Below are 22,953 nucleotides of genomic sequence, written 5' to 3' on the forward strand. Positions count from 1 at the left end.
CATTGGAGGTCAGGCACTTAGCTCGATCTACTTTGGTCAATACGCCGCGGGATCGTCGTTGTAGCCGGTGTGAACGGGTTCCAGCCGTCGATGTCTTCGAGCTCCTCGCACCACTCGGCGTTCCACGGGTCGTCCCGCCACGCCATGGTTCCCAACTCGCGCACCAGAACCGAGGCCGGCAACGGGCGGCGTCACGATTGGAGCCGTCCAAGCGGAGCGCCGACCTCGACCAGTGGGCGCTCTCCGAGACCCGTTCACGCGGATCATCCACATAGCAGTTTCCGCCGAGACATGCCAGTTACCCCAGGCAAAGGGCCACCATCGAGTCGCAGGCAGCCAGGAGCCGATCGTGCTCGGAGTCCGTCGGCCGATAGCCGGTGTCGCCCATGCGCCGCACGGTATCGCACGGCGACGACACCGTCGCTTCGTCGGGCGCTGGACACGGAGTCGACAACAAACGGTCCATACCGGATCAATGGCGGTACTCAACCGCGGTCGCCCGGATCGCGGGACGTCGATTCGAAGCATGACAGGTGTTCAGGGAGCCGGCGCCGGCGCCGCCACCACGGCTTCGCTCGTAGACGGCGTTCGCGTTCGGGTCGTCGCAATCGTGACGAGCAAGGCGACCGCCGCGATGGCGGCGGAGACGATCCCGAGCCAGACCACGCTCCCCCACTGCAGAATCAGCCCGCCGATTCCGCCACCGACGGCGATGCCGAGCTGCAGCACCGACACGTTCAGTCCCAACAGGACAGCGGAGGCCTCCGGCGCGCGGGTCACGAGCCGGTGCTGTTGTGGCAGGCCAGTCAGCCACCCGGACGCCCCCCACACGACGGCCCACACCAGAGTGGACGCCATGCTCATCGTCACCAGTGGAGTGAGCGCGAGCGTCGTCACGAGGACGACGAGACCGGCGAGCAGGACCCGCACCGGAGCGAAGCGATCAGTGAGGAATCCCGAAACGACGTTGCCGACGATCGACCCGAGGCCGTACGCAACGAGGACCACGGTCAAGCCGACCGTCTCTCCCCCCGTCACCGGGCGAACCGCCGCCCCGATGTACGTGTACAGCACGTATCCGCTGGTGAGGATCACCAGCGTCACCGCCAGAATCGCCAGCACCCCCGGATCCCGCAAGGGCCGCAGGCGATCCGCCAGGACCGCGCTCGGCAACGTCACCCGGGGAAGACCGACGAGGATGCCGACCCCGGCGACGACCGCGAGCGCCGCGACCGACCACATCGTGATGCGCCAATCCGTCCCGCCGATCAGCGTCCCCAAGGGAACACCGGCGGTGGTCGCGAGCGTCATCCCGGCCGTGACGAGCGCCAACGCCCGGCCACGTTTCTCCGGCGGCGCGAGCGCGCTCGCCGTCGCCATCGCGATGGACGAGACGAGTGCCGCCGCGAGCGCGCAGATGATCCGCGCCGTGAGGACGACCGCGTAGGTCTCGCCGACGGCGGCGAGCACGTTACCGACGACGAACACGCCCATGGCGATGAGAAGGACCGTGCGGCGGTCGAGTGCCGAGGTCGCGGCGCCGAGCACTGGCGCCGCGATGGCGTAGGTGAGCGCGAAGGCGGTGACGAGCTGGCCCGCCGCCGACAGCGAGACTTCGAGTGACTTCGCGATCTCGGGGAGCAGCCCGGCGATGACGAGACTGTCGGTGCTCACCGCGAACGTGGCGACGGCGAGTGGCAGGAGCTTCTTGAACACGGCGGACCTCCGGTATCCCAGTCCCCATCAAAGCCGCCCCACCCAAAAATGTAAAGAGCCTTCCCGAAAACCCGCGGCCTACATTGCCACCTCACCGAACAGCTGCGTCGGGTTGACAGGCGAGACGGCCAACCCGAACCGCTGATGGTCGGCGTCCGTCAAGACATAGTCGACGGTCGTGCCCGATATCAGCGAGGATGGATCCGCGAGGTCAGGGAGGGTCCAGGTGCGCAGCCGGTTGTCGCCCGTAGTGAGCATGATGGACTGCCCGTCAGCCGACCACGCGAGATCCTCGTAACTAACAGATCGAGCAACGTCGATGATGGCTTCCTGCCGACCGTCAGTCGCTCGCCAGAGTCGAATCATCTTGTCGTAGCCGATACTGGCGACGCGCCGCGAATCAGGCGACCAGCAGAGCCGCTGAACATCTCCACTATGTTCGGTGAAACGTACGGTGGCCTCCCACGTCGTCGCATCCACAAGAAGGACCGTGCCAGCAATAACGACGGCAATCCTGTCGCCATCCGGGGACCACCCGACTATCGACGCGGCCCGCGAGTGCCGGTCGGTATGGATCCCGAGTTCCACGGTTCGAACGAGTTCTCCGGCTGCCGAAGTCCACAGACACATGGCCCCGCCAGCAATTGCTGAAGCAAGGTGCGAACCGTCTGGTGACCAGACCAGCGGACCTGTGGTCGAAGCTGGCTTATCCATCACAACTCTCGTCTTTCCGTTGGCGACGGAACAGACGACCACCTCGCGTTTCCGCTCCGAATCGGATGACCGAATGGTCACGGCGAGCGCGGAACTGTCCGGAGACCAGACGATGCCACCGATCGTGTCGGCATTCCCATTAAAGATCGCGTGTGTCCTCAATGTCGTCGCGTTATGAATGACTATCCATGACCGCCGCTCGTCTCTGTCGAAGTGTTCAGATGCCATAAAGGCGCCGTTCGGCGACCATACGGGTTGACCCGTCAGATTCGGATACTTCTCCAAACGACCGTCGTCCACCGTTGGGCCGTGAACTCGGAGACGTCCTTCTCTCGACGCGCTCACCGCTAGACGTGTCCGGTCGGGAGACAAACACATTCGGGTCGGTGCGTTCAAGGTTCGAATCAACGGACGGAGGCGCTCACAATCCAACACATTCACCACGACGCTGTCGACAACAGCCAATCGCGCGCCGTTTGGAGAGAGTGACAGGTCCCCCATTCCGTAATCGCCCTCCCAGTAGCCAGATTCGAGCCCTGACTCAACCTCCCAGCTGGTGACTCCGCTAAGCCGCCCCTGCGCTTGGTCGTCAGAAACCACGCCGTACAACTGACGACCATCACGAGACCAAACTAGAGAGCGGGTACGCGGGACCGACCATCGATCGAGCGACCCGTCGTGGCGCCAGTCCCAGACGAGTATCTCTTGGGTGCCAAATGAGTTCATCGGTGCGACGACCAGGGCGCAACGATCGTCACTGGACCAGGCCACACACCAGACCAGACCGACCAGAGGAAGCTTCGCAAGTTCGCAACCATCGGAGACCCTCATGATCACAACGGCATCCCCAGAAACCAAGGCGAGGTGTCGCGCATCGAGCGACCACCACACCCCACTCGCGGGCTTGTCCAATGGGATGCCGAAATCCTCGCGGGGCCCGTCGAGGATCCGTACACCCCGCCCCGCAACATCCGCCATACGCTCACCATCAGGTGCCCACGCCAAGTCACTCACTCGAGCCGACCATCTCCCCGTCGCATAGTCAACGCCAGATTCCACGTGCCTGAGAACGACGCGGTCCCTGTACACAGTGGCGATTCGACTGCCGTCCGCGGATAGGAGTGACTCGCCCTTTTCCACACCCGGAATGGTCGTGAAGCCGATGAGCTTCCCGTTCGAATCCCAGGTGCAGATCGAGCCATCGACGCTGGCGGTTCGGAACCGCTCGTCGTCAAGCCAGATGATCGACGTGACCTTTCCAGTGTGCCCCAATGCGAAACGGTCGATTGTCGGCTCGGTGGTCAAGCCCCACAGCGTCAACTGCGCCAACTGGCTAGTTGGGGCTTGTTCGACGGCGGCTCGGGCCAGCGCGACCGCGAGCCCGGGGCTGCTGAACCGATGCTGTCGGGCGAAGTCGGCGGCCCGTTCTGCACCACGCATCGCCTCGTCCGCCGCCACGCGTCTCGATTCGGCGATGAACTCCACCACCTCGGAGGAGAGGGAGGAGGACAGCGCGAGCGCCTTCACGAGCGATCGACCCGTCAGGACATCGTCGGAGGGTCGGCCTTCAGCCGTCCACGCGGCGGCGCGATCCTCGATCCGTTGTCGGGCCATCAGATCGTCTCGATGTTCGGCTATCAGCCGAGCCAGTGCACTCCACTGCGTCAACAATGCGTCGTGAGCGAGGGCGCAGGTGACACCGTCGCGGCGGACGGAGACCAGCCGCGTGTCCTGAAGAACGGCGACGATCTCCGCCGCCACATCGGACAATGATGTCCGTTCAACTTCGCGAATGACCGCGGTGTCACCACTCCACGCAAGGAAGTCGAGCAGCACGGCGTCCACGGTGTCGGTTCCATGAACGTCGCGGAGCTCGTCGTAGCTGCGATCTGCGTCCTTTGTGATGGCACCGGCAACCCGGCCAACCCGGTCATAGTCGGCGTTGGTGATGTGCCGACGACCGGCCGAGACGGCTTCTAGCAGGTGGCTTAGTAGTGGAAGCGCGCCCGGCATCGTCGAATCCGCGACAATGACGTCGACCAAACCGGTGTCGAAGGTCAGGCCAGCGGCCTCGGCAGGTCGGGTGATCGCCTCTCGGAGCTGCCGAGGCCCCAGGGAAGTCACAGGAAACGGGCGCTCGAGCAGCTCCGGCCACGCGGTTGCGCCGAACGCGTCACGGTACTCCGTGCGCACGGTGAGAACGACGGACACCTCGGGCAAGGTCGACACGGCCGCCTTCAGAAGAGCGAGAAAGGAGTCGCGCTCCTCCACCGTCGAGCGAGTGATGAGCTCCTCGCACTGGTCGATCGGGAGCAGAATTCTGGACGCGTTGCCCCGTGCCACGCGCAGGCTCGCTGCGAAATTCTCGGGACGGTAGCCACTCTCGGCTCGGGCGCGATTCCCTTCCTGACGAAGAATCCGTGCCTGTTGATTGAGCCGATGCGGGTCCACCGCCGTTCCATCCATCGTGGAGGACAACCCCCAGGCGAGGTTACGAAAGGGGTCGCCACCGGGCCGAAATGGCGCAACGATCGACCACTGCGTAGGTGCCAACCGGGGCAGTACGCCCGCTCGCAGAAGTGAGGACTTCCCACTCCCGGACGGACCGACGATCGAGATCACCTGGCCGGCCCGTGATCCCCGCTGGTGCCGGAGGCCTTTCAGTATCTCGGCGATCTCCCCGTCCCGACCGAAGAAGACCTGCGTCCGATCTGCATCGTACGGCTGAAGACCAGCGTACGGACTGAGGTCGGAACGCCAATGCCGGATGCGACGGGTCCGCGACCATCGCCAACCCCACATGCCCGCAATGACTAGAACGCTGGACCAGAAGAGGTATCCGGCGACGTCCGGAATCCACTGGAACGGTGTCCACCAGTCATCGGGGTCACCCGTGACGAGATTGCCCAGTACGCCGAGATAGAGACCGAGCATGAGCGATATGAGATCGAAGGGCGCGTGTTTCGGTTGATGCACGGTGCGATTTCCCTCCGCAGTGGTGACACCCGTATTCGGATATTAACGGACACAGGGGATGTCGGGGTGGTGGAGGCGTTGTGGGTGGTGGCAGGCGTGATGGAAAGGATGCGGTTCCGCTATGGGTTCGGTAGCGGGGCAGGTGATGGTGGGCATGGGTGCGATGTCGCATCCGATGGCGCTCGCGGAAAGAGGTGACAACGATGACGCGACGACGGACGACATTGTGGGTGGTGGGCTTCGCGGCGGTCCTGCTCGGGGGGTGCTCGGCCGGCGGCTCGAACGACGCGTCGGCACCGGCTCAGGTCGAGAACGAGCCCGGGGACAGTGCGACGGACGAACGCGGCGAGCCGGTCGGTTTCACCGCCGAGCATGCCGTGATCTACACGGGATCGTTGGCGTTGCGCGCCGATGATCCGTTCGCGAGGGCGGACGAGGCGATCGCGGCGATCGAGGGCGTGGAAGGATTCGTCGCCAACGACAATCGTCGGAGCGATGAACGGGGCACATACGCGACCGTGACGCTGCGGATCCCGGCGGAGTCCTTCTCGGACGCTCTGGAACGTCTCGCGGAACTAGGCGAAGAGGTGTCCCGGTCGATCGAGACCGAGGACGTCACCCAGGCCACGGCGGACATCGACACCGCCATCGAATCGAAGCAGGTCAGCGTCGATCGCGTTCGGGAACTCATGGACGACACGACGACGCTCGACGAGATCGTTTCGATCGAGGAGCAACTGACCATTCGCGAGTCGGAGTTGGCGGCGTTGCAGGCGGCGAAACGCGCGATGGCGGACGCAGTGTCGTACTCGACGATCACCGTGACGATCTCGTCGACGACCGCGCCCGAGCCGGTGTCGGACGGGCCCGACGGTTTCGGGGAGGGCTTGGCGTCCGGTTGGGCCGCGTTCCTGACGGTCGGCAAGACCCTGCTGACCGTCGTCGGAATACTGTTGCCGTTCCTGATCGTGTTGAGCGTTCCAGTGCTCGGCCTGTGGTGGTACCTGCGGCGTCGACGGGCCGGTCGTCCGGTCGTGGCGACGGTCGCGCCTCCGCCCGTCGAGCCGAAGAACCCGCAGTGGTGACGGCTCGCGACGAGCGATCGTGAGGGTGGTGTCCGGACTCGGTCCGGCGCCACCCTCACTCGTTCGTGACCTCGGATCGTTCGTGATCGAGCCACCGCGCCCTGGCGGTTGCCGGAAATGAGGTCGCCCGAAAGGTGTCCTTTCGGTACGGTTCGTCGAGAACGTCTGAGGCACAACGATTCCAGTGAACCGTGTCCAATGTTTACAGCGGACTCTCAGCTTTCCCTGTCGCGTGACCGTGGCGGACGATCACGGTTCGGCATCGAGCGCCTCACCGCCGCTACGCAACGGGCGGCAATGATTAGCGTGCTGTACTGAGGCATCCTTGACCTTATGTCCCGCATCGGATCCACCACCGAACTTCGCGCCTTCGATGAACCGGTCGACGATCGTCCATTCCCGACGAATTCACCCGATTCATCGCGCCCCCGACAGTGGACGGTCGACGCGATAGCGGGCTGTCCGATGATTCCCGCCGCGGAGAAGGCGATGGCGGACATAACCGTCCCCGTCGACGGGGACGCGTGGACGCTTCGCTTCATCGCGCTCGTGGCGGGCCTCGATCCGCTCGCTCAGGGCGTCGAGTCCACGATCGACATCCTGACGAACGCGGTGGGTGCGCCGCATGGCTTCGACCGCTTCCTGTCGGCGTTGTGCGCGAAGACCCTCTCTCAGGCGAGTCTCGCGGAGCGCCGAGACATCGACGCGGTGCGGATGCACGTGGTCAACGCGGTGCTGTTCGGGGACATCGTGTGCTGCGCGCGGTCCGGGCAGCTCAGCGAATGTACATCATGGACGTCACTGCTCACGGGGAACCGGGAGCGCACGGTCGTGGACAGTCTGCGGGCGTACTTCACCGCGGCCCCGAATCCGTCGGCGCGCAGGAAGGTGGACACCATTCCGGTTAAGCGTCGGTCCGAGGTCCGGCGGGCGCACCCTCGTCACGTCGGCCGGGTCCGTACCGACCAGGCGGAACAGATCACGATTCCCCGGCACGCCGCCACGGCCGCGTTGCACCTGTTCGGCGAAGGTCGATGGTTGACGCCGCAACAGCGCGAGGCGGCGACGGCGCTGCGCACGATCCTCGCCGACTGCCTGCGCGCGGACCGGGGACGCTAGGCGATCAGGATTGCGCGGCGAGGCGCCGTTCGGCGCGTTTGCGCGCCTGCTCGGCTTCCTGCTCACGCGTGCGAGCGGGCGCGGAGGTGCGCAGCGACTCCAACAGGGTCGCGGTGGCGTCGGCGACCGCGTCGACGGCGGCGTCGAACGCGTCCTGATTCACGGCCGACGGCTTCGTCGACCCGGACACCTTGCGGACGTACTGCACCGCTGCGCCACGGATCTCCTCAGGGCTCGCGGTCGGTTCGAGGTTGTACAGGCGTTTGATGTTTCGACACATGACTCCACGGTAGGTCCGAGGTACGACGTTCGCCAGAATCGCGATGCTCACGGGGTGTACCGGGGCCGATGGGGTCAATGAGTTCGTCGTCGCTTCCACGTTCGTGATCCTCGACGCGGCTGGACGTCGGGAGTCTCGCGTCTCCTCCCGCGCATGACGACCGTCTCACTCGGAACGCGTCTCGGGACGCGTCGCGCCGTCCGAGGAGCTCACGGGATCGTTCAGTGAATGACTGCCCGAGCCGACCACCGCGACAATCGATATCCTTCGATATGACGAACCCATTCAATGCCCGAAATGGAGAGACGTCATGGTGCACCGCGCGATGGTGGTCCTGTTGGCGAGCCTGTCGATCCTGTGGGGAGTCTCCACGAGCGCGGCGGCCGAAGCCGAGCAGGTGATCCGCGCCGGAATGGCATTCCACACCGATTCGGGCGGTCAGTGCGTGACCGGCTTCTCCGTCCGACACGCCACATTGGGCGACGGCTTTCTCGCGTTCCGGGGCTGCGGCGAGGTGGGAGACGTGGCATACCTCTATCCGTCGGTGCGCGTCGGCGTCGTCGCGGCCGTGGCCGCGAGTCCGACATGGCTGTGGGTGGACTTGGACGACGGGTGGAGCGCGGCGGGCGAACTCGCCGACGGCTCGCCGATCGAGGGCGGTGCCGAGGCTCCGGTGGGTGCTTCCGTGTGCCGATCGGGTTCCACCAGCGGTTGGCATTGCGGCGTGATCCAGGCCAAGAACGTCACGATCTCATTTCCACAGGGGACTATCAATGGCGTCACCCGGACGAACGTGTGCGTGGAGCCCGGCGACGTGGGGGCGGTCTACATGTCGGCAACACAGGCGCAGGGCATCGGTATCGGTGGATCAGGCTCCTGTTCGTCGGGTGGCGCGAGCTACTTCTATCCGCTGAGCCGCGTCCTCTCGGAGGCGCCGGGACTGAGTCTCATCACGTCCTGAGCATCGCGACGGGACCCGCGACCATCCATATCGAACCCGAGCACCCGCAGTAGGTTGACGTTCGAGGGATCGACCAGGGGTTGTCCGTTGATCCACACCGGACACGATTCAGGCCTCGTCAGGCTCGAACTTGGCCAGGGAGACCCAATCCAGCGGGGCCACGATCTCGGCCAGACGGGTGAACGGATCCTCGGCGGGCTGTTGAAACCACTCCACGGACAGGCTGGTCTGGCCGTTTTCGGTCGTCCCTTCGGGCCGCCAGTTGGCGGTCAGCCGGGCCTGAGCCCGCCCGCGGGGCAGCCAGGTGTCGATTTCCCCTGCGGCGTCGGCTCGGATCTCATCCAGGTTGTGCACATATAGCCCTGAAGTTTCTGCCAGCCGTGCGTCGAACTGCATGAGCCGGAACCGCCGATGCAGCCGAGCCGGGCCCTCGATCATGCCTTCAAGGTCATCCCACAACCGCAGCACGCGCAATTGGGCACGAATCGTTCCCACGCGAAAGGCCCGCAAACCGGTATCACCGTTCGTCATGCGCACAACCTAGCGGGCGATACAAGCAGTGGTCGAGCGAGTTCTTGGACGGCCGTTACCAGCCACAGCCATTGCGCCGCTTGGCAACTCGATGCTCAGCCGGGGTATGACCATCGCTACTCGACAGTCGGGCGGACGCCGAACGCGCACGCTCTACCAAGCCGGCCTCACCATCGCCGCCACCATGATCTGGCTCCGATAATCCACAAAGGTTCACAGGACGGACCCTAGTCGGCGGTCGCCTCCGCCAGCGGGATCCCCGGGTCGGCGAGTTTGACGGGCGACACGATCGCTCGACCGCGGATCAGGTCGCGAACCGGGTCGATGCCCTCGTCCCACAGGTTCACGTGCATTCCCGCGACGACGCGATCGTGGTCGAGCCAGAAGGCGTGGAACTTCTTCTCCTCGACGGCGCCGCGAATGACCACCTTGTGGAACCCACCTGGCGGGAACCACCCGACGTACTCCATCCCCAGGTCGTACTGGTCGGTAAAGAAGTACGGGATCTGTTCGAAGGGAACCTGACGCCCGAGCATGTTGCGAGCCGCCGCAGGCCCCGTCTCCAGCGCGTTTCCCCAGTGCTCGACGCGAACATGGCTTCCGTAGAACGGCCGGAAGCTGCGCGCCACGTCCCCCGCCGCGTAGATGTCGGGATGGCTGGTGCGCAGCCATTCGTCGGTGACGACGCCGTTGTCGACCTTGAGCCCGGCCCGCTCCGCGAGTTCGACGTTCGGCACGACGCCAACGCCGACGATGACGACCGAGGCCGGGATCGTGGCGCCGTCGCCGGTGACGACGCCGGTGACGCGGCCGTCCTCTCCATCGAGGTGGTCGACGGTGGTACCGAGCCGCAACTCGACGCCGTTCTCCCGGTGCAATGCCGCGAAGTAGTCGCCCATCCGGCTGCCCATCACGTTCGACAGCGGCACCTCCTGCGGTTCGACGATGGTGACGGTCGCACCGTACGACCGGGCCGCCGCCGCGACCTCGAGCCCGATCCAACCGGCGCCGATGACGACGACTTGGACACCGTCGCCGAGAACCGAACGCAGCCGTTCGGAGTCGTCGATCGTGCGGAGGTAGAGGACACCGTCTAGATCGGTGCCCGGCAGGTCGAGATGTCGGGGCCGCGAACCCGTGACGAGCAGGGCCTTGTCGAAGCTCAGGGTGTCGCCGCCGGACAACGTCAGTTGATGGCTAGACGGGTCGAGCCGTTCGACGGCGTGGCCGAGCCGCAGCCCCACGTCGTGCGCGCGATACCAGGCGTCGTCGTGCGGATAGACGACGTCGAGCTGGTCCTTGCCGAGCAGGTAGCCCTTCGACAGCGGCGGGCGTTCGTAGGGCGTGTGCGTTTCGGCGCCGATGATGGTGACGCGCCCGGTGAAATCTTCCGCGCGCAGTGTCTCGGCGGCTTTGGCGGCGGCGAAGCCACCCCCGATGATGACGAAGGACTGCTCACTCATGGCTACGACTCCTCGGCGTGCGTGTTCACGTGGCCTCCCTGGTACAGGCCACTCCAGGATGGTCGACCGATCGGCGCTCGACGCCGTCTTGGGGGAATCACGACTCGGCGTGTCGCGCTCTTCGGGGAAACTCGGGCCCCGCGATGGGGCCCGCCAGGGCGAAAGGTACGCCTGGATATCCCTGCCCGCAACGCTTTCGGCGCGGGAAGGGACGAGCGCCCTCGACCGACGTGCGTCAACACCGAGAAGGTGGCGACACCACCGGACTTCCGACCCGCCGGATGCTCGAACGGCGCGGTCGAGCCTCCGGCTATCGTCCGCCGGATGACGATGAATGATGAACGCGATGAGTTGTCGACCGCCCTGTGAGAACAGCGGACGACTTCCTCATCACGATGCGGGGCATCGACGACGACACGGTCGGCCGAGCGGCCTCGGCGAGTTCCCTGACGCTCGGCGGCATCCTGCGTCACCTCACTCCGGCCGAGCGCGTGTGGACGCACATCATGGTGTGCGGCGACGGTTCCACTCCGGACGGCATGTGGGACATGGAGCAGCATGAAAGGCCGAAGGACACTACGGCGGCCGAGCTGATCGAGGCCTATCGGTCGGCGACGGCGGCTACGGACGCGGCGGTCTCCGAAGAGTCGGATCTCGCTCGGCGGGTCCGATTGCCCGAGGTGCCGTGGGCTCCCGACGAGGTCCAGCACATCACGGTGCGTGGGGTGCTGATCCGCCTTCTGCGCGAAACGGCCCACCACAGTGGTCATGCCGATATCGTCCGCGAATCGATCGATGGGGCGAACACGACGGCCCAGCTGGGGTGATCGACGCGGCGCTCCGACGGCCGGACGCTGCGGCAAGCGCGACGCGAGGACGCGTTTTCCGCCGACCCCGGCCGGCGCTGGTCCCATCCAGGTTCAACTCGTCGGAGGGATACCCGACACCGGTACTCGCCGAACACTTTCGCTCTCGCGAATGCCCGGGGAACCGTTGAGATACGAACAAGAACACTCGCCATAGAAGGGTTGTCTCGTTACCCGGCAGCTCGACTGAGGCGCCAACGCCATCGGCCACGTTGTCGATACCCCCGCAACCTGCTCCAGCATTGCAATGGCGTCGAACACCGTCGGTCCTGCCGAGTGACGCCCGGCCACTCGCCTCGCGGGCCCGGGACAACGAGACGCCCTAAGCGACGAAGCGGTACAACTTGATGCCGTTGGAGATCTCGGCGGCCGGGATCCACGCGTGGGCGCGGTCGGCGTTGGCGGGGTCGGCCACGAGGTATTCGGACCCGCCGTCGCGGTAGCCGACGATCGTCGCGTAGTGACCGCCCGGGAAGTAGGCGCCGCCGATGCGGATGACGTTGATGACGACGGCGTGACCGCGGTCGATGTTGTAGCGGACATCCCACAGTAGACGCTCTCGCAGGTCCGGGTGGTTCGCCGCGTACTTCACCTCGTAGTAGCCGTCGCCGGTGTACGTGTCGAGCGCCCGTTCCAGGTTCTCGATGTAGGGCAGTCCGATGTCGGGGGTGACGCCCATGAACTCCGCGAGTTCGGCTTGGGGTACTTCGATTCCACGCGCGCTGAGCGCGATCCGGGCGGCTGCCGCAGCACACCAGTATCCGGTTTCCTGCACCTGATAGTCGTAGTCGAGGACGTGTTCGACGGTGCCGGGGTCCGGTTGGCTCGACGCGCGCACGGAGCCGACGGCAAGGAATCCGCTGACTGTGGCGGCGACGCAGACGGCAGCGGTGACGTACTCACGCAGGCGGCGGGAGGGCATGACGGCTCCGTTGACGGTTGAGTTATCGGGGTGTCGTGGCGATCACCGTAGGCGACCGGAACCATCCAACCGCAGGTCAGTAGGCACGGCAAGGACCCGAACGGCCCGACAGCAAGAACGGAAAGGATGAGCCGAGACGACTCACCGGCCCCGACACGCGGCGCACGACTCGGCTTCCCCACGCGCCAAACACAAGGAGTGATGGAGTGATTTCATCGATCAGTGTCCGTTCGGGGCTCGCGCTCGCGAGCCGTTCGACGTAATCTGCTGTGGCGCACTCGAGCAGGAAGGACGGTCCGTGAGCGAATCGGCGGAGAGCTGGCGTTACGGCGAGCTGGCGACGGCGGTCTACGAACTGGACAAGCCCGTGGGGTTCTCCTTCGGCGACATCGAGTTCTACGGGGATCGCCTGGCCGACGTCACGGGCCCGATACTGGAGCCGGCCGTCGGCACGGGCCGATTCCTGATTCCCTTGCTGGAGGCCGGTTTCGACATGCGTGGTTTCGACGCCTCGCCGCACATGCTGCGGGTGTGTCAACGCAACTGCGCCGAGCGGAACCTGACGCCGGAGCTCACCTCGGGCGACATGGAGACGCATGTCGCCGAGGCCGCGTATGACGCGATCGTCATTCCGACCGGTTCGATCATGCTCCTGTCGGGTTGGGGCGCGACGGTGAAAGCGTTGCGGCACATGCGACGCAGTCTTCGCCCAGGCGGGCGATTGCTGGTGGACGTGCCGCCGTTGGACGTGTCGACGGAGACGGGTCCGATTCGGCACTGGTGGCGTGGCGAGGATCTGCTGACCTTGCAAACGTGGCACGTCGACTACAACGCCGTCACGCAACGGGTCACCCGCTGGCAGCGCTACGAGCTGTGGCAGAACGGCAGCCTGGTGACGACCGAGTTGCAGCTGTTCGCCTTGCAGTGCTTCGGTTTGGCCGAGTTCGCGGGCCTCCTGCGGGAGGCCGGATTCCGGGATGTGACGGCCTTCGGCGGCTATGAGGCCCGACCACCGCACCGCGACGATTCCATGTGGACGTTCGAGGCGATGGCCTAGACCCACCTCGTGGCGGAACGACCGGGGCGACACTGTGTTCACGGCCCGGCCGTCGATTCGCCGACGCGGGAGATCGCGGGTGGATCTCGACCACCCTGGCTCGCGGCTCGCACAGATCTGGAGCGAGCCGGGGCGCGCCACGACTACGCACCCCGGCTCCCCGTCACGCGTACTCGGCGAGCGTCGCGGCGAGCGCGCTCATCCCGATCTCCTTGCCTCCGCTGCGGGAACGCGCGTCCCACGCGTCGGAGTGCAGGTCGATCGACTCCGCCAGGTCCGCTCGCAAGGCTGCGGAGTCCGCTGCGGACTCATCGGCGCGGACGAGCAGTCGAAGGGCTCCATGCCGGGCGAGTCGGATCGCCGCGCGCAGTTCGGCGATGACGGCGTCGCCGTCGGGAGCGGTCAGATCGAGCCCGTCGAGAACGACCAGCGCGTCGTCGAGGTCGGCGACGACCGCTCGGACGCCATCGGTGTCGATGTCGCCGAAGACGCTGAGCCCGGCTCCGGTCAGCGCCTGCTGCAACGGGCTCGCGTTGAACGCGTGCAGTCCCGTTCGGCCCCAGGCGGTTCCGATCTTCTCGAGGGTCGCGCCGAGTCGCCCGGACGAATCCCCGAAGACGTGGGCGTCGACGGCGCGCGCCAGCGGAAGCTCCGCGTTCGTGTCGAGACACCACGCGACGGCGGCACCGTAGGCCACCGCGGGGACGCTCACCGACGGAGGTTGCAGGTGGCCGTGGTCGCCCCAGTCGGTGATGAGATAGCCCGTCGCGCCGCTGGCCGCGCCGACCTGGGCGGCGTCGCGCAGGTTCGCCCGCGCGTTGTCGATACGCCCCACAAGGGACAACCAGGTGGACGTTCCGGGAGCGACCCAGAACGGGTAACCCGCCTCGATGAACGCCTGCGCGGTGCGGGTGAATCCGGCGGTGAGGTCGTCGGGATTCAGCCCCGCCGCGCGGAACGCGTCGAGGTTCGTCTCCGGCCAGGGCATCGGATCGGAGGGATCGCGCGGCGCCTCGTACGTCCACGCCACGGCGGTCGCGCCGTCCGGCAACTGCGGGACGAGTTCGGGGTAGTGGGCGATGATGTCGCCCCAGAATTGAACGTCGAGTCCCTTAGCGAGCAGGGGACGGATCAGCCGATTGAGGTGTTCGACGTATACGGCTCCGCGCCCGCGTTCGGCGACGGCCGCCGCGCTGGCGCCCTTGCCGAACTCCCACGGCTCGTCGCAGCCGATGTTGACGGTGCGGCTGGTGAAGTGGCCCAGCAGTTCGTCGAGGAGACCTAGGGCGAACTCCGCGTTGTCCTCGGTGGCGGCCAATGTGGAGGCGTTCCGGTGCGCGCCGAACAGTTCGAAGCCGTCGGGGCTTTCGGCGCGGTCACGATATTCGGGGTGCTTCAACCAGTGCTCCATGTGGCCGAAGCTGTTCTGGTTGGCCACCAACTCGATGCCGCGCGCGGCGCATTCGGCGTCGAGCCAGGCGATGTCGGCGGCGGTCAGAGGTGACGCCTCCCGCCACACCCTCTCGTGGTCGGTGTAGGCGAAGGTGTGTTCGGTGTAGAGCTGGAGCTGGTTGACGCGAACGAGCGCGAGGACGTCGACGAGACGCTCCAGTGTGGCGCGAGCGGGGACGCGGCCTCGGCTGATGTCGAGCATGTAGCCCCGGATGCCGAAGTCCGGCCAGTCGCGGATGTTGAGGCCGGGCAGGCGTTCCGTCGACTGTGCGCGGATCTGGTCCAGGAGCGCGAGGCCGTAGCGCAGTCCGGCGGGGTCGCGATGCCGAAGGGTGACGGTGGCACCGAGGTCGAGTTCGAAGCCCTGTTCCGGAAGTTCATCGTCGACCACACAGGACACGGGGGTGTCGGCGGCGGGTCCGTCCCCGCCGTAGGTCAACTGCCGAGGGTGCGGAAGGAGGATGAGATCGGGGGTCATGCGAGGTCACCCTAGTGCCGCGACACGGTCTGGCCAAGACTCCCGGCGGGGTTGTTTCAGGATGTGGGCGCGTGAACCGTCATTGGGCGGCGAGCATCGCGTCGACCCGGTCGGCCTGCAGGGCGTGGTTGACGACCATCGCCCCGGCTCCGACGACGCCCGCACGTTCTCCGGTCTGCGATTGGACGATGCGCAGATGCTGTGTCGCCAACGGAAGGGAGCGCTGATACACGACTTCGCGGACACCCGCGAGGAGGTGGTCGCCGGCGGAGGCGAGGGCGCCTCCGATGACGATGACGGACGGGTTGAACAGGTTGACGGCGGCGGCGAGGACTTCGCCGATGTCGCGTCCGGCCTGGCGGATCAGGCGCAGCGCCACGAGGTTCCCGGCGCGGGCGTGTTCGACGACGTCGGCGGCTCCGACGGCGGGAATGTCCTGTTCGGATAGTGACGCGGCGATGGCGGCGCCGCTGGCGACGGCTTCGAGACAGCCGGTGTTGCCGCAGCGGCAGGGGGCGCCGTCGTCGCGAACACGGATGTGTCCCATGTCGCCGGCGGCACCCTGCGCTCCCCTGTAGACGTTTCGTCCCAGCACGAGGCCGCAGCCGATTCCGGTGGCGGCCTTGACGAACAGCAGGTCGTCGGCGGCGTTCCAATGGCCGGTGTATTCGCCGAGGGCCATGATGTTGACGTCGTTGTCGACGAGGACGGGGCCCGCGAAGCGGCTCGTGACGTAGCCGGGCACGTCGAAGCCGTCCCAACCGGGCATGATCGGCGGGTTGACGGCTCGGCCGGTTGAATGCTCGACGGGGCCGGGCAGCCCGACACCGACGCCGAGCAGCGCGGCGGTCCCGTGGCCGGCTTCGGCGAGGAGTTCGTGGCCCCGGTCGATGACCCAGTCGAGGACGGCCGTGGGGCCGAGGGCGATGTCGAGGTCGTCTCTGCTCTCGGCGAGGACGGTCCCCGCGAGGTTGGTGACGGCGACGCGAGCGTGGGTGGCTCCGAGGTCGGCGCCGAGGACGACGCGCGCGTCGGCGTCGAAGGCGAAGGTGGTCGGAGGACGGCCACCGGTGGAGGCGGCCTCACCGGTCGGTGCGATGAATCCGCTGCGGAGCAAGGCGTCGACGCGTTGGGTGACTGTGGAGCGGGCGAGGCCGGTGACGGTGGCGAGCTCGGATCGGGTGCGGGGTGTTCCGTCGCGAAGGAGCTGGAGGAGGGTGCCCGCGCCGGTCGCCGCGGCAGGCGCGGTTGCGGAGGATACGGGCGTCATCACCGGGTGTTTTGTCACGCGTCTAGTGAATCATAGGGTGCTTAGATTTCACGACTTGCAACTAACAATTTTCATCCCGGCAACTTTTGCTTGACACTCGGCATAAGTCTCGTTAGCCTCATCGACATGGCAGCCCCTGAGCACCCCCACCCCCTCATAAGTCCTGAACGGACGGTTGCCGTGTCCACTGACGACTATCGCGCGGGAGTCGTCGGCACCGGCTTCATGGGGCGGGTTCACGCACGCGCGATCCAGTCCTCGGGCGGCCGCGTCATCGGCGTCGCCGGATCGAGCGCGAGTTCGGCGAGCGCCCACGTCGGCCCGTTCGCCGCCGACCGCGCCTTCGCGGACTTCGACGCGCTGCTCGCCTGCGACGACGTCAACGTCGTCCACATCTGCACTCCGAACCACCTGCACGCCCCGATGGCGGCGCAGGCACTCGCCGCCGGAAAGCACGTCGTATGCGAGAAACCGCTCGCGACCGATGTCGCGACGGCGACAGCGCTGACCGAACGGGCCGAAGCCGCCGACCTCGTCGCGACCGTCCCCTTCGTCTACCGCTTCCATCCGATGGTCCGCGAGGCGCGACACCGCGTCGCCTCCGGTTCCGTCGGACGACTCAGCCTCGCCCATGGCAGTTACCTCCAGGACTGGCTGCTGCGCCCCGATGACGACAACTGGCGCGTCGACCCACGCTTCGGAGGACGAACGAGGGCCTTCGCCGACATCGGTTCCCACTGGTGCGACCTGATGGAGTTCGTCTCCGGCGACCGCATCACGTCCCTGTCGGCGCAGCTGGCGACGATCAACCCGGAGCGCGGTGGCGTCGACGTCACCACGGAGGACGTCGTGACGATGCAGTTCGCGACGGCTGGGGGAATCGTCGGCAGCACCGTCATCAGTCAGGTGTCGGCGGGCCGGAAGAACCGGCTGCTCCTGGAGATCTCCGGTACCCGCGAGACGCTCTCCTTCGACCAGGAACAACCGGAGACGCTGTGGCTCGGCGACCGGGAACGGTCCAGTGTGCTCGTCCGCGATCCGGCGACGCTCAGCGACGACGCGGCCCGAATGACCCGGCTGCCGGCGGGGCACCCGCAGGGCTACCAGGACTGCTTCGACGCCTTCGTCGCCGACACCCGCGCCGCGATCACCTCTGGCGCGCCGGACGGACTGCCCCGGTTCCGCGACGGACTGCGCGCCGCCACGATCGCGGAGGCCGTCCTCGACTCCGCGCACCGACGCTCCTGGGTGGAGGTTCCGGCATGACCACTCCCCTGCTACGGCTTCGCGGCATCGACAAGACCTTCGTCGGAAACCAAGTCCTGCATGGCATCGACCTCGACATCGAGGCCGGCAGCGTGCACGCGCTCGTCGGTGAGAACGGCGCGGGCAAGTCGACCTTGATGAAGATCCTGGCGGGCGTCCACACGTCCGACGGGGGGACGATCGAACTCGACGGCGCGGCCACGACCTTCCGGCACCCCCTCGACGCGCAGCGCGCGGGCATCGCGACGGTGTTCCAGGAGTTCAACCTCCTGCCCGACCGCACCGTCGCCGAGAACATCCACCTTGGACGCGAACCGCGCCGGTACGGCTTCGTCGACCGGGCCGCGATGCGAGCTCGCACGGGCGAGCTCCTCGCCGACCTGGGTGTCACCGGCATACATCCCAACACCTTCGTACGCGACCTGTCGGTGGCGCAGCAACAGGTCGTCGAGATCGCCAAGGCGGTGTCGCTCAACGCGCGCATCGTCAGCATGGACGAACCGACGGCGGCGCTCGCCGAGCACGAGGTCGCGCTGCTCTACCGGCTCATCGAGCGGCTCCGCGATCGCGGTCTGACGATTCTCTACGTGTCGCACCGGCTCAAGGAGATCTTCGACCTGTGCGACACGGTCACCGTCCTCAAGGACGGGAGGCTCGTCAGCACTGCCGGAATCGAGGACACCGACGCCGACGGGCTCGTGCGCAGCATGGTCGGACGCACCCTCGACACGCTGTTCGGGGAGCCGACGCCCGTCGATGAGGACGCGCCGGTCCGGCTGGCGATCCGTGGCGGCGGCAACGACCAACTCGACGGGATCGACCTGACCGTCCGACGGGGCGAGATCGTCGGGCTGGCCGGCCTGCAAGGCAGCGGTCGCACCGAGATCGCGCACGCGCTGTTCGGGATCGCGCCGTTCCGCCGGGGCACGATCACCATCGACGACCGACCCGTCTCCGCCACCTCGCCTCGCAAGGCGATCCGCGCCGGTGTCGCGCTCGTCAGCGAGGACCGCAAGGCCGAGGGTTTGGCCCTGCATCAATCGATCTCCGCGAACGCCCGGCTCGTCCTCGACGCCGTGACTCCGCGCCGATCACGCCACGCCCTCGGCGGCATCACCGAGACTCTCGCGCAACTGCATCTCGTCTCGCGTGGCCCCGACCAGGCCGTCCGGCTGCTGTCCGGCGGCAACCAGCAGAAGGTCGTCCTCGCGAAATGGCTCGCGACGCAACCGGTCGTGATGATCCTCGACGAGCCGACCCGCGGCATCGACATCGGCGCCAAACACACCGTCTACCAACTGATCCGCGACATCGCCGCCACCGGCGTCGCGATCGTCCTGATCACCTCGGAGCTCCCCGAACTGCTCGGTCTCGCCGACCGGCTCGTCGTGATGCGGGACGGCCGCGTCGCCGCGAACATGTCGAGTGACTCGACCGAGGAAGAAGTCATGGCGGCAGCGACCGGACACACCGGACCAGACCCGGAAGAGGAACAATGAGCACGCTGACGATGGCACGCCCGGCGCGGCGCCGCCTGTCGACGACCGCCGTGGTGTACCTGGCGCTCGTCGCGATCATCGGCATCGGGGCGATCGTCGCCGCGTCCGAGGGCTCGAACCTGTTCGACCGCGCCAACCTGGTCGACATGCTCACCCGGTCGAGCCTCCTCGGCTTCGTCGCCATCGGACAGACGATCGTCATCCTGTGTCGGTCTCTCGACCTCTCCGTCGGCTACGTCATGGCGTTGTCGAGCCTCATCGCCGCCACGACCATGAACGGCGACGTCAACCGCGTCCCGATCGCGATCGCGGCGGCCCTCGGCGCCGCCGCGCTCATCGGGCTTGTCAACGGCGTCATCGTGACCGCGTTGAAGGTCAATCCCTTCATCGCGACCCTCGGCGTCGGGCTGATCCTCAAGGGGTATCTCGACACGCGGTACGCCGGACCGGCGGGTGACGTGCCGGAGGCGTTCCGCGCCTTCGGTTACACGAGGATCGGCTGGATACCACTGTCGACACTCGTCATGCTGGCCGTCGCGGGCGCCGCGATCGTCATGCTCGCCCGAACTCGCACCGGACACCACATCTACGCGACGGGCGGCGACATCGACGTCGCCCGGATGTCGGGAATCCGCACGGGACGGACGCTGATCCTCGCCCACGTGCTGTGCGCCCTCGCGGCGGGCGTCGCGGGTCTGCTCCTGGCGTCCCGATTCGGGACCGGCAGCGCCCTCGTCTACGACTCTGGCTACGACTTGGAGTCGATCGCCGCCGTCGTGCTCGGCGGGACGTACCTGCTCGGCGGGCGCGGCGGCGTCGCCGGAACCGTCGCCGGTGTCCTCATCTTGGCCACACTGGACACGATCTTCAACATCCTCGGGGTCAACCCGTTCGTCAAGGACGTGCTGCGCGGCACGATCATCATCGCCGCCGTCAGCATCTACGCCCGCCGTGCCCTATCGGCCCGACCGAGACGGATCAGGTTCGGCCCCGGAACGGCGCCACCGAAACCCCGCGAACCCGCCGACGACACCCCCGCACGCGTCGCGACCACAGGAGGCCAGGCATGAACACGTCAGCACCACGACGCGTCCTCGGCCGGCTCGCCACCGGGACCGGCACCGTCGCCATCCTCTTCGTCCTGATCTTCGCGGTGATCCTCACGATCAACCCGTCGTTCGCCGAACCGGCGAGCCTCATGACCTTCGTGAAGCAGGCGGCGCCGTTGGTCGTACTCGCGATCGGGCAGTACTTCGTCATCGTCAGCGGCGAGTTCGACCTGTCGGTCGGTTCGCTCGTCGGCGCGCAGGTCGTCCTCGCGGCGCTGCTCATCGACGGCGAGGAATCCCTGACTGTCGGGGTCATCGCGCTGATGCTCGTCATCGGAGCGCTCGTGGGGCTCGTCAACGGCGCCATCACGACCGTCCTCAAGGTACCGTCGATCATCACGACGCTCGGCATGATGCTCGTGCTGTTCGGCGCGATCCGGCTCCTCACCGGCGGGGCGCCGACCGGCTCCCTGTCGGACGCGTTCCGGGTCGCGGGACGCAACGGCATAGAGAACGTTCCGTGGATCGGAACGGTGCCGTGGTCGGCGCTCATCATCGTGGCCCTGGGCGCCATCGCGGTCCTCGCGATGCGCTCACCCGGCGGGCGCACCCTCATGGCCGTGGGAGACAACACGACCGCCGCCCGATTCGCGGGCGTTCGCGTCGGTCGAGTGAAGATCACGGCCTTCATCCTGTCCGGGCTGCTCGCGACCGTCGCGGCGATCCTCATCGGCGGTTACGCCGGGGTCACCGCGAAGGTGGGCGACGGCCTGGAGTTCGACGCGATCACCGCCGTCGTCCTCGGCGGGGTCGTCCTCGGCGGCGGACGCGGCAGCGTCGGCGCCGCCATCCTCGGCGCGTTCACCGTCGAAGCACTGTTCACATTGTTCAACCAACTGAGTGTCCAGTCCACCGTCCGTCCTGTGGCGCAGGGCGTCATCATCATCGCCGCGGTCGCCTACGCCGCGCGCGAACGCTCCAACCGCGCCACCCCGTCCCCCTTGCCAGCAACGCCGCGCGCCGACGCGGCGACCACATAGGAGAAAAGCTCCGATGCGATTCACACGAACACTGGTGGCGGGCGCCGCCACGGTCGGACTACTGCTGACCGGCTGTACGACCGACACCCCCGACGACACGGCCGCCACCGACAAGCCGGCCGAGGACGACTGGTTCGTCCAGGAGGACTACGACCGGCAGCTCGCGCAACGCGAGATCGAGCCCGAGGGCGACCCGGACGAACCATGGCTCCAGGCGATCGAGCCCGAATGGATCGACACGAGCCAGTTCAAGCGCGAGGGTGGCGACGCGACGGTCTGCTTCTCCAACGCCTCGGTGTCGAACCCGTGGCGAGTCACGGGTTGGCTCACCATGCAGGAGCAGGTCGAGGTTCTCAAGGAGAGCGGCGACATCGGCGAGTTCCGTGTCAGCGACGCCGCCGACGACGACAACCAGCAGATCTCCGACATTCAGGCGTTCGTCGACTCGGGTGACTGCGACGCGATCATCATCTCGCCGTCCACGACCGCGACCCTCACGCCCGCCGTCGAGACCGCGTGCGACAGCGGCGTCCCGGTGATCGTGTTCGACCGCGGTGTCAACACCGACTGCGCCGCCACGTTCATTCACCCGATCGGTGGCTACGCGTTCGGCGCGGACGCCGCCGAGCACCTCGTCGAGAACCTGGAGCCCGGTTCGAAGGTCCTCGCGCTGCGCATCCTGCCCGGCGTCGACGTCCTCGAGAACCGTTGGGCCGCCGCCCAGAAGATCTTCGAGGACAGCGAGCTCGAGATCCTCGGCGACGAGTTCACCGAGGGAGACGGCGCGACGATCAAGAGCATCGTGACGCAGTACCTCCAGCGGGGCGACGTCGACGGAATCTGGATGGACGCCGGCGACGGTGCCGTGGCCGCCCTCGAGGCTTTCGAGGACATGGGCAAGGACTACCCCGTCATGTCCGGTGAGGACGAGATCTCGTTCCTGCGCAAGTGGAAGGAGACCGGCATCAACGCGATCGCCCCGGTCTACTCCAACTTCCAGTGGCGGACCCCGGTCCTCGCGGCCGTGAAGATCCTCAACGGCGAAGAGGTGCCGAAGGAGTGGGTGCTGCCGCAGTCGCCGATCACCTCCGACGACCTCGACGAGTACCTCGAGCGCAACGCCGACATGCCGAGCCTGCACTACGCGAAGTTCGGCGGCGAAGACCTACCGGGATTCCCGAAAGCCTGGCAGGATCGATGACCCGCGAG

General features: G+C 66.9%; 18 protein-coding genes. 10 read left to right on the plus strand and 8 right to left on the minus strand.

What is annotated here, in order from left to right; translation table 11 throughout:
* Positions 1-537: 537 nt before the first annotated feature.
* A complete protein-coding gene (locus ACM9NP_RS06490; protein WP_415645682.1) occupies positions 538-1,716 on the minus strand; it encodes an MFS transporter in 1,179 nt (392 codons plus the stop codon).
* A gap of 78 nt (positions 1,717-1,794) precedes the next feature.
* On the minus strand, positions 1,795-5,406 hold the full coding sequence (locus ACM9NP_RS06495) for an nSTAND1 domain-containing NTPase (RefSeq protein ID WP_415645683.1): 3,612 nt from the start codon (positions 5,404-5,406) through the stop codon (positions 1,795-1,797).
* Positions 5,407-5,609: 203 nt separating this feature from the next.
* Here ACM9NP_RS06495 and ACM9NP_RS06500 point away from each other — a divergent pair, with 203 nt between their 5' ends.
* Complete coding sequence (locus ACM9NP_RS06500) at positions 5,610-6,491, plus strand: DUF4349 domain-containing protein (protein ID WP_415645684.1); 882 nt, start codon at positions 5,610-5,612, stop codon at positions 6,489-6,491.
* 333 nt (positions 6,492-6,824) lie between these two features.
* Positions 6,825-7,610, plus strand: coding sequence for a hypothetical protein (locus ACM9NP_RS06505; RefSeq protein WP_415645685.1), 786 nt, complete (start codon positions 6,825-6,827; stop codon positions 7,608-7,610).
* A 4-nt stretch (positions 7,611-7,614) separates the two neighbouring features.
* On the opposite strand, the gene ACM9NP_RS06510 is transcribed toward ACM9NP_RS06505, so the two are convergent.
* Entirely contained in the window at positions 7,615-7,890 is a 276-nt protein-coding gene (locus ACM9NP_RS06510) for a DUF2277 domain-containing protein (protein WP_415645686.1), read from the minus strand.
* Positions 7,891-8,200: 310 nt separating this feature from the next.
* On the opposite strand from ACM9NP_RS06510, the gene ACM9NP_RS06515 reads away from it, so the two are divergent.
* A complete protein-coding gene (locus tag ACM9NP_RS06515; protein WP_415645687.1) occupies positions 8,201-8,851 on the plus strand; it encodes a S1 family peptidase in 651 nt (216 codons plus the stop codon).
* Between the two features lie 108 nt (positions 8,852-8,959).
* On the opposite strand, the gene ACM9NP_RS06520 is transcribed toward ACM9NP_RS06515, so the two are convergent.
* Together ACM9NP_RS06520 and ACM9NP_RS06525 are read right to left on the minus strand one after the other, a co-directional pair.
* On the minus strand, positions 8,960-9,382 hold the full coding sequence (locus ACM9NP_RS06520; RefSeq protein ID WP_415645688.1) for a hypothetical protein: 423 nt from the start codon (positions 9,380-9,382) through the stop codon (positions 8,960-8,962).
* A gap of 227 nt (positions 9,383-9,609) precedes the next feature.
* On the minus strand, positions 9,610-10,845 hold the full coding sequence (locus ACM9NP_RS06525; RefSeq protein ID WP_415645689.1) for an NAD(P)/FAD-dependent oxidoreductase: 1,236 nt from the start codon (positions 10,843-10,845) through the stop codon (positions 9,610-9,612).
* Positions 10,846-11,210: 365 nt separating this feature from the next.
* Between ACM9NP_RS06525 and ACM9NP_RS06530 the strand changes: the two genes are divergently transcribed.
* Positions 11,211-11,672 carry a mycothiol transferase gene (locus tag ACM9NP_RS06530; protein ID WP_415645690.1) on the plus strand — a complete coding sequence of 154 codons (462 nt, stop codon included), beginning with the start codon at positions 11,211-11,213 and terminating at the stop codon, positions 11,670-11,672.
* Positions 11,673-12,033: 361 nt separating this feature from the next.
* Here the strand turns inward: ACM9NP_RS06530 and ACM9NP_RS06535 are convergent, their stop codons facing one another.
* Positions 12,034-12,633, minus strand: a complete 600-nt coding sequence (locus ACM9NP_RS06535) for a C39 family peptidase (RefSeq protein WP_415645691.1) — start codon at positions 12,631-12,633, stop codon at positions 12,034-12,036.
* 298 nt (positions 12,634-12,931) lie between these two features.
* On the opposite strand from ACM9NP_RS06535, the gene ACM9NP_RS06540 reads away from it, so the two are divergent.
* Positions 12,932-13,690, plus strand: coding sequence for a class I SAM-dependent methyltransferase (locus ACM9NP_RS06540; protein ID WP_415645692.1), 759 nt, complete (start codon positions 12,932-12,934; stop codon positions 13,688-13,690).
* Between the two features lie 163 nt (positions 13,691-13,853).
* Here the strand turns inward: ACM9NP_RS06540 and ACM9NP_RS06545 are convergent, their stop codons facing one another.
* Positions 13,854-15,620 carry a beta-N-acetylhexosaminidase gene (locus ACM9NP_RS06545; protein ID WP_415645693.1) on the minus strand — a complete coding sequence of 589 codons (1,767 nt, stop codon included), beginning with the start codon at positions 15,618-15,620 and terminating at the stop codon, positions 13,854-13,856.
* Between the two features lie 79 nt (positions 15,621-15,699).
* The gene (locus ACM9NP_RS06550; RefSeq protein WP_415645694.1) at positions 15,700-16,890 is read right to left on the minus strand and encodes an ROK family transcriptional regulator; all 1,191 of its coding nucleotides are present in this window, start codon (positions 16,888-16,890) and stop codon (positions 15,700-15,702) included.
* Between the two features lie 180 nt (positions 16,891-17,070).
* On the opposite strand from ACM9NP_RS06550, the gene ACM9NP_RS06555 reads away from it, so the two are divergent.
* Genes ACM9NP_RS06555 through ACM9NP_RS06575 form a run of 5 tightly spaced genes read left to right on the plus strand, consistent with a single transcriptional unit; the run spans position 17,071 to position 22,945 of the window.
* Positions 17,071-18,156 carry a Gfo/Idh/MocA family protein gene (locus ACM9NP_RS06555; RefSeq protein WP_415645695.1) on the plus strand — a complete coding sequence of 362 codons (1,086 nt, stop codon included), beginning with the start codon at positions 17,071-17,073 and terminating at the stop codon, positions 18,154-18,156.
* A complete protein-coding gene (locus ACM9NP_RS06560) occupies positions 18,153-19,655 on the plus strand; it encodes a sugar ABC transporter ATP-binding protein (protein ID WP_415645696.1) in 1,503 nt (500 codons plus the stop codon). The genes ACM9NP_RS06555 and ACM9NP_RS06560 overlap by 4 nt, the downstream gene beginning before the upstream one ends.
* Positions 19,652-20,725, plus strand: coding sequence for an ABC transporter permease (locus ACM9NP_RS06565; RefSeq protein WP_415645697.1), 1,074 nt, complete (start codon positions 19,652-19,654; stop codon positions 20,723-20,725). The genes ACM9NP_RS06560 and ACM9NP_RS06565 overlap by 4 nt, the downstream gene beginning before the upstream one ends.
* Positions 20,722-21,744 (plus strand): ABC transporter permease, encoded by a 1,023-nt coding sequence (locus tag ACM9NP_RS06570; protein ID WP_415645698.1) that lies wholly within the window; start codon positions 20,722-20,724, stop codon positions 21,742-21,744. The genes ACM9NP_RS06565 and ACM9NP_RS06570 overlap by 4 nt, the downstream gene beginning before the upstream one ends.
* A gap of 13 nt (positions 21,745-21,757) precedes the next feature.
* Positions 21,758-22,945 carry a substrate-binding domain-containing protein gene (locus ACM9NP_RS06575; protein ID WP_415645699.1) on the plus strand — a complete coding sequence of 396 codons (1,188 nt, stop codon included), beginning with the start codon at positions 21,758-21,760 and terminating at the stop codon, positions 22,943-22,945.
* The last annotated feature ends 8 nt before the right edge of the window (positions 22,946-22,953 follow it).

It is taken from the genome of Stackebrandtia soli, from assembly GCF_965137155.1.
Classification (GTDB): Bacteria; Actinomycetota; Actinomycetes; order Mycobacteriales; family Micromonosporaceae; genus Stackebrandtia; species Stackebrandtia soli.

Excerpts from the sequence above, each read along its gene's own strand:
- ACM9NP_RS06500 (WP_415645684.1), top strand. The coding sequence starts at position 5,610 with ATGACGCGACGACGGACGACATTGTGGGTGGTGGGCTTCGCGGCGGTC.
- ACM9NP_RS06505 (WP_415645685.1), top strand. The coding sequence starts at position 6,825 with ATGTCCCGCATCGGATCCACCACCGAACTTCGCGCCTTCGATGAACCG.
- ACM9NP_RS06510 (WP_415645686.1), bottom strand. The coding sequence starts at position 7,890 with ATGTGTCGAAACATCAAACGCCTGTACAACCTCGAACCGACCGCGAGC.
- ACM9NP_RS06515 (WP_415645687.1), top strand. The coding sequence starts at position 8,201 with ATGGTGCACCGCGCGATGGTGGTCCTGTTGGCGAGCCTGTCGATCCTG.
- ACM9NP_RS06520 (WP_415645688.1), bottom strand. The coding sequence starts at position 9,382 with ATGACGAACGGTGATACCGGTTTGCGGGCCTTTCGCGTGGGAACGATT.
- ACM9NP_RS06525 (WP_415645689.1), bottom strand. The coding sequence starts at position 10,845 with ATGAGTGAGCAGTCCTTCGTCATCATCGGGGGTGGCTTCGCCGCCGCC.
- ACM9NP_RS06535 (WP_415645691.1), bottom strand. The coding sequence starts at position 12,633 with ATGCCCTCCCGCCGCCTGCGTGAGTACGTCACCGCTGCCGTCTGCGTC.
- ACM9NP_RS06545 (WP_415645693.1), bottom strand. The coding sequence starts at position 15,620 with ATGACCCCCGATCTCATCCTCCTTCCGCACCCTCGGCAGTTGACCTAC.
- ACM9NP_RS06550 (WP_415645694.1), bottom strand. The coding sequence starts at position 16,890 with ATGACGCCCGTATCCTCCGCAACCGCGCCTGCCGCGGCGACCGGCGCG.
- ACM9NP_RS06560 (WP_415645696.1), top strand. The coding sequence starts at position 18,153 with ATGACCACTCCCCTGCTACGGCTTCGCGGCATCGACAAGACCTTCGTC.
- ACM9NP_RS06565 (WP_415645697.1), top strand. The coding sequence starts at position 19,652 with ATGAGCACGCTGACGATGGCACGCCCGGCGCGGCGCCGCCTGTCGACG.
- ACM9NP_RS06570 (WP_415645698.1), top strand. The coding sequence starts at position 20,722 with ATGAACACGTCAGCACCACGACGCGTCCTCGGCCGGCTCGCCACCGGG.
- ACM9NP_RS06575 (WP_415645699.1), top strand. The coding sequence starts at position 21,758 with ATGCGATTCACACGAACACTGGTGGCGGGCGCCGCCACGGTCGGACTA.